The sequence below is a fragment of the Xanthomonas sp. NCPPB 4467 genome (assembly GCF_041475665.2).
GTDB lineage: Bacteria > Pseudomonadota > Gammaproteobacteria > Xanthomonadales > Xanthomonadaceae > Xanthomonas > Xanthomonas dyei.
On the sequence record NZ_CM191260.1, the window covers coordinates 5,025,137 to 5,039,966 of the forward strand.

Below are 14,830 nucleotides of genomic sequence, written 5' to 3' on the forward strand. Positions count from 1 at the left end.
GCAGGCGCGGGCCAGCGGATGTGGAGCGAGGAGGGTAAGCATGGTCTCTGTGTCCCGGTTCGTAGGTGCAGGAAGGGCAAGGGATGGACGAGAGCCGACGGGTCGACGCAATCGGCGCACTCGCTTGCAGCGCACTCGCCAGCCGGTCGATACCGGGGGAGAGGCCAAGCCGTGCGTGATCAGCGTTCGGCTTGCGAGCCAATTTAGTCACTATCGATGACTTAATTTCTTCGCTGGTGTTGCGGTTGTTCGCGATCGCGCAGGCGTTGCGTGAAAAACGAAGTGGACGACAGCGATCGCATCGTTGGCGCGCAAGTACGCGGCGATTGGTTTCCCTGCGCGTAACGCGGCGGGCGCCTGCGCACCGATGTCTGATGTCGCGCCGTGCCTGGGTGATCCCGACATTGGATCGCCGCCAGCATCGGCAACTGCGCGCACGGTCGAGCGATACAGACAGAGCCTTGGCTTCTGCGGATGCGCATGGATACGTGGCAGCAGCGACGCTGCCTGCTCCGAAGGGCGCCAAAACGCAAAACGCCGGCACTGGGCCGGCGTTTTGCGACTACATCCAGTGACGCTGCACTCAGTGACCCGACGCACCGCTGGCACCCAGGCCGGTTTCGGCACGGATCTGCTGCGCCTTGAACGCTGCGCGTTCGTTGGCCGCCTGCGGGCTGCGATCCAGCACCGAGAACAGCCAGATGCCGACAAAGCCAATCGTCATCGAGAACAGTGCCGGCGAGGTGTACGGGAACGGCGCCGACCCAGCCGCGTTACCCAGCGTGTCCACCCACACCGACGGCGACAGCACCGTGAGCACCAGCGAGGAGATCAGACCCAGGAAACCGCCGGTCACTGCGCCACGCGTGGTGCAGTTCTTCCACAGCAACGACAGGATCAGTACCGGGAAGTTGGCCGAGGCGGCGATGGCGAAGGCCAGCGACACCATGAAGGCCACGTTCTGCTTCTCGAACACGATGCCCAGCAGCACCGCGATCACACCCAGCACCAGGGTGGTCATGCGCGAGACCTTCAGCTCCGAGCCCGGCGCCGGGTTGCCCTTCTTGATCACCGTGGCGTACAGGTCATGCGACACCGCCGAGGCACCGGACAGGGTCAACCCTGCAACCACCGCCAGGATGGTGGCGAAGGCCACCGCCGAGATGAAGCCCATGAACACGTTGCCGCCGACCGCATTGCCGACCAGCACCGCCGCCATGTTGGCCGCCCCCTTGCCGCCGTGGATGGTGCCGGTGGTGACGTCCGCAAACTGCGGGTTGGTCAGCACCAGGGCGATCGCACCGAAGCCGATGATGAAGATCAGGATGTAGAAGTAGCCGATCCAGGTGGTGGCCCACAGCACCGACTTGCGTGCCTGCTTGGCATCGGGGACGGTGAAGAAGCGCATCAGGATGTGCGGCAGGCCGGCGGTACCGAACATCAGCGCCATGCCGAACGAGATCGCCGAGATCGGGTCCTTCACGAAACCGCCCGGGCCCATGATCGCCAGGCCAGCCTTGGCCGCGTCGTCGGGCGATGCACCGCCGTTGGCCGCAATCGCCGTCTTCACCCGCACGCCCTCGGCAAACAGCGCCTCGAAGCTGAAGTTGAAGTGCCACATGATCGCCACGGCCATGAAGGTCACGCCGGTCAGCAGCAGCACCGCCTTGATGATCTGCACCCAGGTGGTGGCGGTCATGCCGCCGAACAACACGTAGACCATCATCAGCACGCCGACCAGGGTCACCGCGACCCAGTAATCCAGCCCGAACAGCAGCTTGATTAGCGCACCGGCACCGACCATCTGTGCGATCAGATAGAACAGCACCACCACCAGCGTGCCGGAAGCGGCGAAGCTGCGGATGGCGGTCGGTGCGAAGCGATAGCCGGCCACGTCGGCGAAGGTGTACTTGCCGAGGTTGCGCAGCCGTTCGGCCATCAGGAAGGTCAGGATCGGCCAACCGACCAGAAAGCCGATCGCATAGATCAAGCCGTCGTAGCCGTTGGCCATCACCGCCGCGGTGATGCCCAGGAACGAAGCCGCCGACATGAAGTCGCCGGCGATCGCCAGGCCGTTCTGGAAGCCGGTGATGCCGCCGCCGGCGGTGTAGAAGTCGGCGGCCGACTTGGTCTTGGCCGCCGCCCATTTGGTGATCCACAAGGTGCCCAGCACGAAGAAGCCGAACATGCCGATCGCCACCCAGTTGGTGGGCTGCTTGTCGACCTGGCCCATGTCGCCACCGGCGGCCAGCGCGAGGCCGGCCGGCAGCAGGCCGGCCAAAATCAGAAGAAGGCGCGAAGTCTTGCTCATTTGCGGGCTTCCTCCAGGATCTGCGCGGTCAGCTGGTCGTAGGTGCTGTTGGCACGACGCACGTAGATGGCGGTGATGATGATGGTGAACACCATCACCCCGATCGCGATCGGAATGCCGATCGAGGTCACCCCGGCGCCGATCGGCTTGGCGAGGAATTCCTTGTCGAAGGCAATCAGGCCGATGTAGCCGTAGTAGGCGAGCAACATCAGCACGGTCAGCGTCCAGCCCAGCGTGTTGCGTTGGCGTTTGAGCGCGTGGTACTTCGGATTGGCATCGATCTTGGCGATCAATGCGTCATTCGAGACGGTCATGGTCTGTCTCCTGGAGTGCGGGCGGCACAGCCCGTCCACATGCGTGGCGGGCCACCGGCGGGGTGAATCTTAGAAGCTGTACTTGGTGGTGAACTGCAGGCGCGAGATGTCGCCGGAATCACCGTTCTCTGCTTCGCGGCGGCCGTACATCAGCTCTGCACCCACATCGACCTTGGGCAGCGGCGAATAGAAGACGTTGGCGCGGATGCTCTGCTGCGACTTGCTCGCCAGCCCGCCGGTATTGGCGATGTCGTGGTCGTAATCCACGCGCGAATACATGATGGTGCTGCGTAACTTGGCGTTGTAATCGTGGCGCCAGGCCACCCAGCCGGCCACGGTGCTGACGGTCTGGATGTTGCCATCCATGTCGATTTCCACATCCGAGCCGTTGCCCAGGCCCAGATAGCGGCCAAGACCTTCGCCGTAGCTGAGCTGATAGCGCAGGTCGTTGTTGGAGTTGATGATCCAGCGGCCGCCGCCGGCGATGGCGCCGCCGAAGTCGGTGTCGTTGGTCAGCGCGCTGCGGGTGCGGTACTGGCGTGCAATCGCAGACAGGCCGAACGTGCCCCAGGTGCCCTTCCAGTTGTAACGCGCGGTCAGATCCGGCATCGCGCCATGGTCCGAGGCCAGGATGGTGTTGCCGCCCTGGTATGGCGTGGTCAGCGTTTCTGGATTTTCCGCCGACACGCTGAAGGCGCCGCGGGTGTAACGGATCTGGGTCTGACGGCTGAACAGCGCGCCGTCGGTCGGCCCGACGATGTCGGCCGCTTCCGGCAGGATCGTGGAGTCGACGAAGTTGGACCAGGTCTGGCCGGCCAGCCAGTTGTTCCAGCTCATGTAGGCGTGCCGCAAGGTGCCGCCGTACAGATTGTTGACCTGGTTGGCCAGCGCGTTGCCGAAGAAATCCAGTTCGATGAAGCCGGTGAGCTTGTCGCCGTTTTCGGTGACCGTGTCCACGCCCAGATTGAAGCGCGAGAACTTGGCATGGAAGTCGGTATCGGTGCTCGACGCCTGCCCCCCGACAGGCGTCTGCGTCGGGATGTACAGGTAGCGCCCCACCGCACCTTCAGGCAATGCGCCGTCGCTGGTGCGGGTAGTCATGAAGTCGGCCTTGATGAAACCACCGTAACGAAACGTTGTCCCCGGCAACGCGTTCGGCGTGATGCTGGTCAGCTGGATCGGCTTCTTGCCGGCCGGGAGCGCAGGCGCGGGCGGAGTCTGCGCCTGCAAGGTGCGCACCTCGGTGACCTGCGTCTGCGTCTGGGCAATCTGGCCCTGCTGTTGTTGCTGCGCGGTCACCAGCAGTTGGACCTGACGCTCGAGCTCGGCAATACGTGCTTCCAGCGCCTTTTCCTTTGGCGTCTGCGCAAACGCGACGCCTGGCAGGATGCTGGCCACGAACAAGGCGGCCGCCAACGGATGGCGCACCAGCGGTGCAGTACGGTGTTTCATGGAACCCTCTCCCCAATGAAGGCCTCGCGCTTAATGGCGATGCTGTGCGGAGCGTGAGGCAGTCCGCGCTTTGCAGCCTATTCGCCTTTGGTCGTAGCTGCAACGCAGCATTCCACCGGGTGAGCGATGGTCGCACCAGGACCCGCAATGGATGTGCGCCAGCGCACGCCCTTCGGTTACGACCATTGTCTAACGCGCCGTTGACCACCGGGACAGAATGGATACGGCACACTGATTGCCTACCGAGGGCAGCCGCAACGCCCTCTCCCGACAAGTTCATCGCAAGTGAGGGTGCCATGGCTGATGTTTATCCCGTCGATCCCGCGTTCGCTAACGGCGCACGCGTCAATGGCGAGCAGTACGCAACGCTGTACCGCGAATCGATCGAGCATCCCGAGCAGTTCTGGGGCAAGGCCGCGCAGCGGCTGGACTGGTTCAAGCAACCCACCCAGGTCAAGGACGTCAGCTTTGCGCTGGACGACTTCCACATCCGCTGGTTCGGCGATGGCGAGCTCAACGCCAGCGTCAACTGTCTGGACCGCCAGCTCACCACGCGCGGCGACAAGACCGCGTTGCTGTTCGAACCCGACAGCCCGGATGCGGCATCCTACCCGGTCACCTACCGCGAGTTGTACGAGCGCGTCTGCAAGCTCGGCAACGCGCTGCGCAACCTGGGCGTCCAGAAGGGCGACCGGGTCACCATCTACCTGCCGATGATCGTCGATGCGGCCGTGGCCATGCTCGCCTGCGCGCGCATCGGTGCGGTGCACTCGGTGGTGTTCGGTGGCTTTGCCGCCAACTCGATCGCCGACCGCGTGATCGACTGCCAGAGCAAGCTGATCATCACCGCCGACGAAGGTCTGCGCGGCGGCAAGAAGATTCCGCTCAAGGCCAACGTGGATGCGGCGCTGAAGATCCCCGGCACCAACACGGTCGAAACCGTTCTGGTGGTGCGCCATACCGGTGGCGCAGTGGACATGCAGGCGCCGCGCGATCGCTGGTTCCATGACGTGGTCGATGGCCAGCCGGCCGAGTGCGAACCCGAGCGCATGAACGCGGAAGATCCGTTGTTCATCCTCTATACCTCCGGCTCCACCGGCAAGCCGAAGGGCGTGCTGCACACCACCGGCGGCTATCTGCTGTTTGCCAGCTACACGCACGAAGTGGTGTTCGACCTGCGCGAGGACGACATCTACTGGTGCACGGCCGACGTGGGTTGGGTCACCGGCCACAGCTACATCGTCTACGGCCCGCTCGCCAATGGCGCCACTGCGGTGATGTTCGAAGGCGTGCCCAACTACCCCAATGTCTCGCGCTTCTGGGATGTGATCGACAAGCATCAGGTCACCCTGTTCTACACCGCGCCCACCGCGATCCGCGCGCTGATGCGCGATGGCGAAGCGCCGGTCAAGCGGACCTCGCGCAAGAGCCTGCGCCTGCTCGGCAGCGTCGGCGAGCCGATCAATCCGGAAGCCTGGCGCTGGTATTACGAAGTGGTCGGCGACAGCCGCTGCCCGATCGTGGACACCTGGTGGCAGACCGAAACCGGCGGCATTTTGATTTCGCCGCTGGCCGGCGCGGTCGACCTCAAGCCGGGGTCGGCCACGCTGCCGTTCTTTGGCGTGCAGCCGGCGCTGGTCGATGCCGAAGGCAAGATCCTGGACGGCGCCACCGAAGGCAACCTGGTGCTGCTGGATTCGTGGCCGGGCCAGATGCGCAGCGTCTACGGCGACCACCAGCGGTTCATCGACACCTATTTCCGTACCTATCCAGGCAGCTACTTCACCGGTGACGGCTGCCGCCGCGATGCCGATGGCTATTACTGGATCACCGGTCGCGTGGACGATGTGATCAACGTGTCCGGCCACCGCATCGGCACCGCCGAAGTGGAAAGCGCGCTGGTCTCGCACCCCAAGGTTGCCGAAGCGGCGGTGGTGGGCTTCCCGCACGACGTCAAGGGCCAGGGCATCTACGCCTACGTCACCTTGATCGCCGGCGAAAACCCCAGCGAAGAACTGCACAAGGAACTGGTGAACTGGGTGCGCAAGGAGATCGGCCCGATCGCCTCGCCCGATCACCTGCAGTGGGCACCGGGCCTGCCGAAGACGCGCTCGGGCAAGATCATGCGCCGCATCCTGCGCAAGATCGCCGAAAACGCACCCGATCAACTCGGCGATACCTCCACCCTGGCCGACCCGTCGGTGGTGGATTCGCTGGTCAATGAGCGGCTGACGCGCTGACGCGCGTTGGGAATGGGGAATCGGGAATCGTGAGAGCGATTCCCTGAGCGACTGGGAGTTGAGGTTGGGGATTGGGGATCCGCTGAAGCGGATTGCCAACCTAGCTGATCACTGCCGACTGTCGTCCTCAACCTCACCACGCCGAAATTGCCATTATTTGCCTCGCCGCTCTGCGCTGTTGCTGTTGCGATTCCCCATTCCCGACTCACGATTCCCGGCCCCTCAATGACCACCCTGCTGATTGCCGATGACCATCCCCTGTTTCGCGAGGCCTTGCGCGGGGCGGTGCAGCGGGTCATGCCGGGCGTGCAATTGTTCGAAGCCGACAACGTGGATGCGTTGTACACGCTGGCCGATGCGCAACCGGACGCGGACCTGCTGTTGATGGATCTCAACATGCCGGGCGCGCAGGGCTTCAGCGCGCTGGTGCATATGCGCTCGCTGCATCCCCAGTTGCCGGTGGTGGTGGTGTCCGCACGCGAAGAGCCCACGGTGATGCGGCGTGCGATCGACCATGGTGCGTTCGGATTCATTCCCAAATCCGCCGACTCGGACACCATCGGCCGCGCGTTGGCCACCGTGCTGGACGGCGAACGTTGGATTCCGGCCGAAGCACAAAACCTGCCGCCCACCGATAGCGAAGAGCGCGAGGTCGGCCAACGGTTGCGCGATCTCACCCCGCAACAGTTCCGCGTGCTGCAGATGCTGGGCGCAGGCCGGCTCAACAAGCAGATCGCCTACGACCTTGGCGTGTCCGAAGCCACCATCAAGGCGCACGTCACCGCGATCCTGCGCAAGCTCGGCGTCACCAACCGTACCCAGGCCGTGCTGATGGCCGGCAAGCTCGCCATCGACTCCGACGGCATCGTGTTGCCGCCGCCGGAAGAGGACTGACGCGCAGCGGTGAGTCTTTGTGCGTTGGGGTGGGTCGGGAAAGCCCGGTCGCGCCCGGGTGCGCTCCTACGTGTGATCCCGCTACGTTTGCCGTCGTCGTCGTTGGTGGGCAATCGATAGATTTGCTGTGCTGTGCCGTGCAACGCAACACGAAACGACACCCGCGTAGGAGCGTACCTGGGCGCGATGGGCGTTACCGGCAAAGCTTGTTTTGCAGAAGAAACCTGACGCGCGTTGGCGCGTACGACTGTGCTGGGCGTTACCGGTAAAGCCCCATCGCGCCCGGGTGCGCTCCTACGTGTGGGGCTTTGGCGTTTACTCCGGCGCGCGCACGAACAAGACGTTCAGATCGCGCATCGGGACGAAGTTGGTCTGCTTGAACTGGAAGGTCAGCGGGTCGATCTTTTTCAGCTCGCCGTCGAAGCACAGGCTGAGGATGTTGCTGGCGGCCTGCTTGCGAATGGTCAGCTGGAAGTCCTTGATCGGGCCGTTCCAGTTCTTGCCGGTGGTGAGCACGTAGCGCAAGTTGGACCAAGCCAGCCCGTATTGACCTTCGCGGCGCTGCATGCTGGTCTTGGTGGCCGGTTCGATGCAGGTGTCCTTTGCATAGGACTCCAGCAAATACGTGCTGGGCTGCGGCACACCGGTGGACAGGCTGGGCGCATACGCATGCCGGATCTGCACGCTGCGGCGCGCCGGAAATGCCTGTTGCCAGACGAAGTACTCGTTGAGGGTGAAACGCGGTTGCGCGTCGGCATCGACCCAGCGTGCGGGCAGCGGTTTGCGGCCCTTGGGCGCGGTGCCGGATTCGGTGAAGGCCTGCACATCGTCCTGGGTCCACCCGGTGGCGGCAAATGCCTTGGAGATATCGCTGCCGTCGTCCAGCAACACCACCAACTTGCGCGTGGTGGCGATCGGCTTGCCGTCCACCCACAGTTTGAAGTCGGTGAGTTCGCTGTGGTCGGCCATGCCGAAGTACATCGGCGGCATCGGGAAGGCCACCGGCACGCTGAGGTCGCGCTCGCTGTTGTTGGTGAACACGTAGTCCACCTGCACACGTTCTTCGCTGAGCAGCAGCGCTTCTTTGTCCATGCTGATGTCGGGCTGGTGCAGCAGCAGGATGCTGCCGTTGTCGTCGCCAAAACTACTGTCGTTGGCGTGCGCTGTCGCACAGACGAACACCGCCAGCAGCAGCCGGCACGCCATTGAACCGTTATGCATCGCTCCCCCGTCACCGGCACGCACCGACGCGCCGCACTGCACAGCATGCCATGCACCGCGCACTGGCAGATGGCAGCGTGCGACAGCTGCATGCGTTAGCTGCAGCGGCGGGCCGGTTACAGCTATTTGTGCACACAGTCCGCGTGCCGTTGCCCAACGATGGCGAGCCCAAGCGCATCGGCATGACCGCATCGACAGTTGGCATCGTGTGATAGCTGCGCTCGCTATTAGTCGCAAAGTACTGGTTGCAGCGGTGCTCGCGCTGCCCACTCGCTTGTCGTTGCTCACAGGTGGCAGGCCACGCGCACTGGCATGACCGCCTCGGCAGATGGCATGGCGCGACTAACTGCGTGCGTTATCTGTCGCAAGGCAGTGGTTGCAGCCGCGTTTGCGCAAACCTCCCGCATGTCATCGCCCGACGGTGGCAAGCCCAAGCGCACCGGCGTGATCGCATCCACACCTGCGCACCGCGCGACATCGCAGTTGTCGATATCACCATTGACCATAAGCTGATGCCTGGGCAAGGCTCGGGCATCAAGGACGCTTTGGAGCTGGCATGGCGCGACGTTTTCCCTGGCTCTGGATCGGCCTGCTGGTGGCCTGTGCATTGATCGCGGCGCTGGCGTGGCAGAACCGACAACTGCGCGTACAGCAGCAATGGCTGCAGACGCGCATCACCACGCCGTACGAGGGCATGTACGTGCCGCGCATCGAGGCGGTGGATGCCGAGGGTCAGCACCATCTGCTGGGTGCGCCGCAGGGGCCGGCGCAGGTGCTGTTCTTTTTCACGACCACGTGTCCGTACTGCCAGCGCTCGGCGCCGACGGTACTGCGCGCGGCGCGGCAGTTGCAGGCCAACCTGCCGGGCCGGCCGCAGTTGCTGGGCGTGTGCCATTGCGATGCGGCGCAGGCCGCGCGCTATGCGCAGGTGCATGGCTTCGATTTTCCGGTGGTCACGTTGACCGATCGTCGCGCACTGATGCTGTTCCGCGCGCGCAACGTGCCGCTGCTGATGGCCATCGATGGGGACGGGCGCGTGCGCCATTCTCATGTTGGCGTATTCGATACCACGGAGCGGGTGCAGGACCTGGTCGCCGCCTTGGGCCGCACGGATGCGCCAGCGGCTTTTGCAACGTTGAGGGAGTAGTGCATGAAAAAGCGTTGGGTGAGCTTGCGTAGTGCGTTGATGGCAGCGACGTTTCTGGCCAGCACCGGTTTCGGTGCGTTCCAGGTGATGGCCGTGGACGGCGCACAGCCAAAGGCCGAGTCGTGTAGTGCATGGGCCTGCAGGGCCGAGTGTCCGGAGTTCGGCGGCGACCTCGGACCGGGCAACGTCTGCTACTGCTGCGGTTGAGTCCAGCGGCGGGGCCATCAAGGCCCCGCCCTCTTCGTGAACCCAGGCACTGACACCACGTAGTGCCAATGCGCTGGGTCCGCCGTGCGCCATGCTCAGCCCAGCGCGCGATAGCTGAAATCGCGCAACACCACCTCGCCTTGCTGCGCGGCATACACGCCCAGCTGCAGGCTCAAGAAGCCGCCGAACACATTGTGGTGGAATCCGGACACTTCCATGCGCGTGGGATGGCGCGTCCACTGCCTGCCGTCGTCGAACGAATACGCAAAGCTCACGATGTGGCGGTCGTTGGTCAGCCGCACGCGGATGCGGCGATGCGTGTTGGGCGCGCGTGCCCACACCAGTTCTTCGGAATATTCGTAGGTCTTCATGGTGTCGGCGGTGAAGCCGATGCCGACGAAGGCCTTGTGGTTGTAGAACAACAGGAGGCCGCCTTCGGCATTGCCGACCAGCTCCAGCGTCACCTCGGCAGCATAGGCGCGATCGGGCACGCCGCAGGTCAACGGTGCGCTGTCGATGGGCGATGTGCCGGCGCAGGTCAGCGTCAATGCCTTGTTGGCCCGCCGCACGCGCGCCTGCTCGCCGGGCTTGGGCGCGTGCAGGCTCCACTGGATGCCGAATCGGTCGGTGGAAAAGTGATCGGACAACGCGAAGCCGGCGGCCACATTCGCACTGCTGGTGGCAGCGCGTGCCGGCGTGCGCAACGGCGTGGACAGGTCGCCGCCGGTGGCGCGAAACCAGCCGTCGGCGGTCCACTCGATCGGCTCCAGCAGGGTCTGGCGCCCCAAGGTACGGAAGCCGTGTTCGTAGCCGTGATAGACCAGCCACCAGTCGCCGCGTGGGCCTTGCACCAGCGTGGCATGGCCGCGCGACCACCACGGCTCCTGTTCGGACAGCGTGCGCACCAGCGGGTTGCGCGGGCAGTGTTCCCACGGCCCGTGCACCGAGCGCGACCGCGCGGCGATGACCATATGCCCGGTCACCGGCCCGGCGGTGCCACCGACGGCGGTGACCAGATACAGCCAGCCGTTGTGCCAGGTGAGCTTGGGGCCTTCGGGCGCGAAGTTCTCCACCACCCAGTCGTCGGGATAGCGCCAGGGCGCGTAGGCCGGTTCGAGTTGCCCATCGGTGGCCAGGCCGTCGTCGCGCAGGCCGATCTTGCGGATGCCATTGACGAACAGATAGCGCTTGCCGTCCTCGCCGACGACATGGCCGGGGTCGATGCAGCCGGCGATGTTCAGATCGATCGGCGCGCTCCATGGCCCGCGGATGTCATCGGCCCAGATCACGAAGATCGACCAGCCCTTGTCGTCCGGATTGGCCGGGATATAGATGAAGTAACGGCCGGCGTGCTTGCACAGATCCAGCGCCCAGATCGTGCCCAGTTGCTGGCGCAGCGCCGGGCCGATCGGGGTCCAGTTGACCAGGTCGGTGGAGTGCCACAGCACGATGCCCGGGTACGAAAAGAACGACGAGAACGTCATGTAGTAGTCGTCGCCATCCTTGAGGATGGTGGGGTCCGGGTGATCGCCGGCCACGATGGGGTTGAGATAGGTGCCGTTGCCCAGGTCGGCCTTGCGCTGGCCCTCGATGCCGCGTGCCCATGGCGGCGGATGCGCGGCGCATGGCACGGCTGACGCCTGCGCGGCGGCCGGCAACGGCGCGACCAATGCGCCTGCGGCCAGCACCTTGAACAACTCCCGCCGTGTCGTGTCTGGCATGCATCAGCTTCATCGGATCAGGGCTGGTATCTAGCCCTAGCCGCCGGTGCGAGGCAACCGCGCAGGCCGCGTTATAGGAACTGGTGATGCGGCGCCCGGATTTTGAAATAGCAGGGATGGAGTGCGTTGCAATGCGAGGGGGCACGCCGCTGCGCTGTGATGCGGGTATCCAGACGGCGAAAGCAGGCGCGCCCGCGCGATCAGTGCGGCGCGACCCTTGGCGTGGAGAGCGGTAGAGCGATCTCTCCAGCGCGCGTGGACGAACGAGTTCGCAATGGGGGCACACGGATCGAAGACCATGCGGGTCTGGGTCATGGATTCCACACGCCTGCCGTTTCACCGGCCGCAGCTGCCGCACGAAAGATCCGATTGGTCAGCGGAGTGCGGTCTTGCCGTTAGCCGTTAGCCGTTAGCCGATGGCCGATGGCCGATGTACCAGACGACCAAAAGCGATGCGCGCACGAACAGAGAGAGCGCGCGACGCGCACGGTGCCCATCGCCCAATCTCGTCAGCCGTCCTGGCTCGCCATGCTGCACTGCAGCGTGATCTGTTCATTGATGATTGCGATATTCATATGCAAACAGCCGGGCACCTGCCGGCTGGTGGACGTTGCGATGCCCAGCTGCCCTCCAGATACCCTTCGCGCCTGCGCCACCCTTGCCGAGCGTGGCGCATGAGCGCCGTGGCACGGCAACGTCTGGGCCGCACCGACGTGCAGCTGTCGGCGCTGGGCTTTGGCGCTGCGCCGATCGGCAACCTGTACACCGAAGTCGACGAGGCAGACGCGCTGGCGGCGGTGGCAGGCGCGTTCGAGGCCGGCATCCGTCACTTCGACACCGCGCCTTACTACGGCTACGGACTCAGCGAAACGCGCCTGGGCCGCGGCCTGGCCGGCGTGCCGCGCGCTGCCTATACGCTGTCGACCAAGGTCGGCCGCTGCATCTACGACGACGCACACGCCGTTGCCGGGCGCGACGGTTTTGCCGTGGCCGGCCGCCGCGCCGCATTCGACTACAGCGCCGACGGCGTGCGGCGCGCGTTCGCCTCCAGCCTGGAGCGCCTGGGCACCGACTATATCGACGTGCTGCTGCTGCACGACATCGGTGCGCTGACCCACGGCGACAACCACGCCCACGTGCTGCAGCAGGCCTTGGAGGAGGCCTTGCCGGCCATGGCGGAGTTGAAGGCATCCGGTGCGTGCGGGGCGATCGGGCTGGGCGTCAACGAGCAGGACGTGGCACTGGAGGTGCTGGCACGCTTCCCGATCGACTGCGTGATGCTGGCCGGGCGCTACACCCTGCTGGAACAGCACGGCGCGCGTGCGCTGCTCGACCAGGCGCAGCAACACGGCGTGTCGATCCTGTCGGCCGGCCCGTACAGTTCCGGCCTGCTCAGCGATGCGCGCGGCCCCGGCGCCACCTATAACTACGCCCCGGTGGATACCGCCACCTTGCAGCATGCGCAGCGTCTGTATGCGGCGTGCGCGGCGTTCGAGGTGGATATCGGCGCGGCCGCCCTGCAGTTCCCGCTGGCACATCCGGCGGTGACCACCGTGGTGGCCGGCATGCGCACGCTGGCCGAGGTGCAATCGGCCGCCACGCGCCTGCAGGCATCGATCCCGCCTGCGCTGTGGCAGCGCCTGCGCGATGGCGGCCTGCTCGACACGGACCTGCCCACACCATGAGCCGCGTCGATGCGCATCTGCATTTCTGGCACCTGGCCCGTGGCGACTACGCCTGGCTGACGCCGGAGCTTGCGCCGCTGTACCGCGATTTCGCGCCGCATGATGTGGACGACGCACTGGATGCGGCCGGTGTCGACAGCGTCGTGGTGGTGCAGGCCGCCGCAACCGAAGCCGAAACCTGTTACCTGTTCGAGCTTGCACACGACGCGCCACGCATTGCAGGCGTGGTGGGTTGGACGGATTTTGCTGCGCCCGATGCCGCCGCACGCATCGGCGCACTGGTCCGCGCAGCCGGCGGTGTACTCAAGGGGCTGCGCCCGATGGTGCAGGACATCGCCGATGCGCAGTGGTTGGCAAGCCCCGCATTGGACGCCGCCTTCGATGCAATGCTGGCGCACGATCTGGCCTTCGATGCCCTGATTCGCCCCGTGCATGTACCGGCATTGCAGGCGCGCTTGAAGCGCCACCCGCAGTTGCGCGTGGTCGTCGATCACGGCGGCAAGCCGCAGATTGCGGCCGGCGAATTCGTCGCCTGGGCCGCAGGCATGGCCGCGTTGGCACAGCATCCCAACGTGCACTGCAAACTGTCCGGGCTGCTCACCGAAGCCGCGCGCGGCGCCGGCATCGATGCACTGGAGCCGTATGTTGCGCATCTGTTTGCGCGCTTCGGTGCGCAGCGCCTGCTCTGGGGCAGCGACTGGCCGGTGCTGACCCTGCGCGCCGATTACGCGCAATGGTTCGATCTTGCGCAACAGCTCGTCACCCGGCATGCCGCCGAACATGCCGATGCGGTGTTCGGCGACAACGCACGCACGTTCTATCGTCTGCCACGGCCGGCGGCCCCCACCCACGGAACCTTATCGGTATGACAGTCTCCATTCCCACCACGCCCAACACCCGTCTGCAGGGCAAGCGTTGCCTGATCACCGCCGCCGGCGCCGGCATCGGCCGCGAAAGCGCGCTGGCTTGTGCACGTGCCGGCGCGCAGGTGATCGCCACCGACATCGACGCCGTTGCCTTGCAGGCGCTGGCGTCCGAGTCCGATGCGATCACCACCCAGCTGCTCGATGTCACCGATGCCGCCGCGATTGTGGCGCTGGTCGCCGAACACGGCCCGTTCGATGTGTTGTTCAACTGCGCCGGCTACGTGCATCAGGGCAGCATTCTCGACTGCGACGAGCCGGCATGGCGCCGCTCGTTCTCGATCAACGTCGATGCGATGTACTACACCTGCAAGGCGGTGCTGCCGGGCATGCTCGAACGCGGCCGCGGCAGCATCATCAACATGTCCTCGGTCGCGTCCAGCATCAAGGGCGTGCCGAACCGCTTTGTGTACGGCGTGACCAAGGCCGCGGTGATCGGCCTGAGCAAGGCCATTGCTGCCGATTACGTGGCCCAAGGCGTGCGCTGCAACGCGATCTGCCCGGGCACCATCAAGACGCCGTCGCTGGGCCAGCGTGTGCAGGCCCTGGGCGGCGACGAACAGGCGGTGTGGAAGAGCTTTACCGATCGCCAGCCGATGGGCCGCCTGGGCGACCCGCGCGAAATCGCGCAGCTGGTGGTGTATCTGGCCTCGGACGAATCCTCGTTCACCACCGGCCAGACCCACATCATCGACGGGGGCTGGTCCAACTAAAC

General features: G+C 65.2%; 12 protein-coding genes. 7 read left to right on the top strand and 5 right to left on the bottom strand.

The window, feature by feature from the left end:
* Positions 1-583 precede the first annotated feature (583 nt).
* The 3 genes from ACCQ06_RS22105 to ACCQ06_RS22115 all read right to left on the bottom strand — a co-directional run bounded on the left by ACCQ06_RS22105 (position 584) and on the right by ACCQ06_RS22115 (position 4,077).
* Positions 584-2,311: a cation acetate symporter gene (locus ACCQ06_RS22105; RefSeq protein ID WP_104615152.1), complete on the bottom strand. Its 1,728-nt coding sequence runs from the start codon at positions 2,309-2,311 to the stop codon at positions 584-586.
* Complete coding sequence (locus ACCQ06_RS22110; protein WP_104615153.1) at positions 2,308-2,625, bottom strand: DUF485 domain-containing protein; 318 nt, start codon at positions 2,623-2,625, stop codon at positions 2,308-2,310. Before ACCQ06_RS22110 ends, ACCQ06_RS22105 begins: the two co-directional genes overlap by 4 nt.
* Before the next feature lie 69 nt (positions 2,626-2,694).
* Entirely contained in the window at positions 2,695-4,077 is a 1,383-nt protein-coding gene (locus ACCQ06_RS22115; protein ID WP_228323718.1) for a DcaP family trimeric outer membrane transporter, read from the bottom strand.
* A 296-nt stretch (positions 4,078-4,373) separates the two neighbouring features.
* Between ACCQ06_RS22115 and acs the strand changes: the two genes are divergently transcribed.
* A complete protein-coding gene (acs, locus tag ACCQ06_RS22120) occupies positions 4,374-6,317 on the top strand; it encodes an acetate--CoA ligase (RefSeq protein WP_316689454.1) in 1,944 nt (647 codons plus the stop codon).
* Between the two features lie 225 nt (positions 6,318-6,542).
* Complete coding sequence (locus tag ACCQ06_RS22125) at positions 6,543-7,211, top strand: response regulator transcription factor (protein ID WP_104615155.1); 669 nt, start codon at positions 6,543-6,545, stop codon at positions 7,209-7,211.
* A 315-nt stretch (positions 7,212-7,526) separates the two neighbouring features.
* On the opposite strand, the gene ACCQ06_RS22130 is transcribed toward ACCQ06_RS22125, so the two are convergent.
* Positions 7,527-8,432, bottom strand: coding sequence for a DUF4424 domain-containing protein (locus tag ACCQ06_RS22130; RefSeq protein ID WP_316689456.1), 906 nt, complete (start codon positions 8,430-8,432; stop codon positions 7,527-7,529).
* Between the two features lie 583 nt (positions 8,433-9,015).
* Here ACCQ06_RS22130 and ACCQ06_RS22135 point away from each other — a divergent pair.
* Together ACCQ06_RS22135 and ACCQ06_RS22140 are read left to right on the top strand one after the other, a co-directional pair.
* On the top strand, positions 9,016-9,579 hold the full coding sequence (locus tag ACCQ06_RS22135) for a peroxiredoxin family protein (RefSeq protein WP_211287660.1): 564 nt from the start codon (positions 9,016-9,018) through the stop codon (positions 9,577-9,579).
* Between the two features lie 3 nt (positions 9,580-9,582).
* The gene (locus ACCQ06_RS22140) at positions 9,583-9,786 is read left to right on the top strand and encodes a hypothetical protein (protein WP_228323715.1); all 204 of its coding nucleotides are present in this window, start codon (positions 9,583-9,585) and stop codon (positions 9,784-9,786) included.
* A 95-nt stretch (positions 9,787-9,881) separates the two neighbouring features.
* Here ACCQ06_RS22140 and ACCQ06_RS22145 read toward each other — a convergent pair whose 3' ends face one another.
* Complete coding sequence (locus ACCQ06_RS22145) at positions 9,882-11,507, bottom strand: family 43 glycosylhydrolase (RefSeq protein WP_316689459.1); 1,626 nt, start codon at positions 11,505-11,507, stop codon at positions 9,882-9,884.
* Between the two features lie 674 nt (positions 11,508-12,181).
* Here ACCQ06_RS22145 and ACCQ06_RS22150 point away from each other — a divergent pair.
* The 3 genes from ACCQ06_RS22150 to ACCQ06_RS22160 are packed head-to-tail and all read left to right on the top strand — an operon-like array spanning position 12,182 to position 14,828.
* A complete protein-coding gene (locus tag ACCQ06_RS22150) occupies positions 12,182-13,192 on the top strand; it encodes an aldo/keto reductase (RefSeq protein ID WP_228323713.1) in 1,011 nt (336 codons plus the stop codon).
* On the top strand, positions 13,189-14,061 hold the full coding sequence (locus tag ACCQ06_RS22155; RefSeq protein ID WP_228323712.1) for an amidohydrolase family protein: 873 nt from the start codon (positions 13,189-13,191) through the stop codon (positions 14,059-14,061). The genes ACCQ06_RS22150 and ACCQ06_RS22155 overlap by 4 nt, the downstream gene beginning before the upstream one ends.
* Complete coding sequence (locus ACCQ06_RS22160; protein ID WP_104615163.1) at positions 14,058-14,828, top strand: SDR family oxidoreductase; 771 nt, start codon at positions 14,058-14,060, stop codon at positions 14,826-14,828. Before ACCQ06_RS22155 ends, ACCQ06_RS22160 begins: the two co-directional genes overlap by 4 nt.
* The last annotated feature ends 2 nt before the right edge of the window (positions 14,829-14,830 follow it).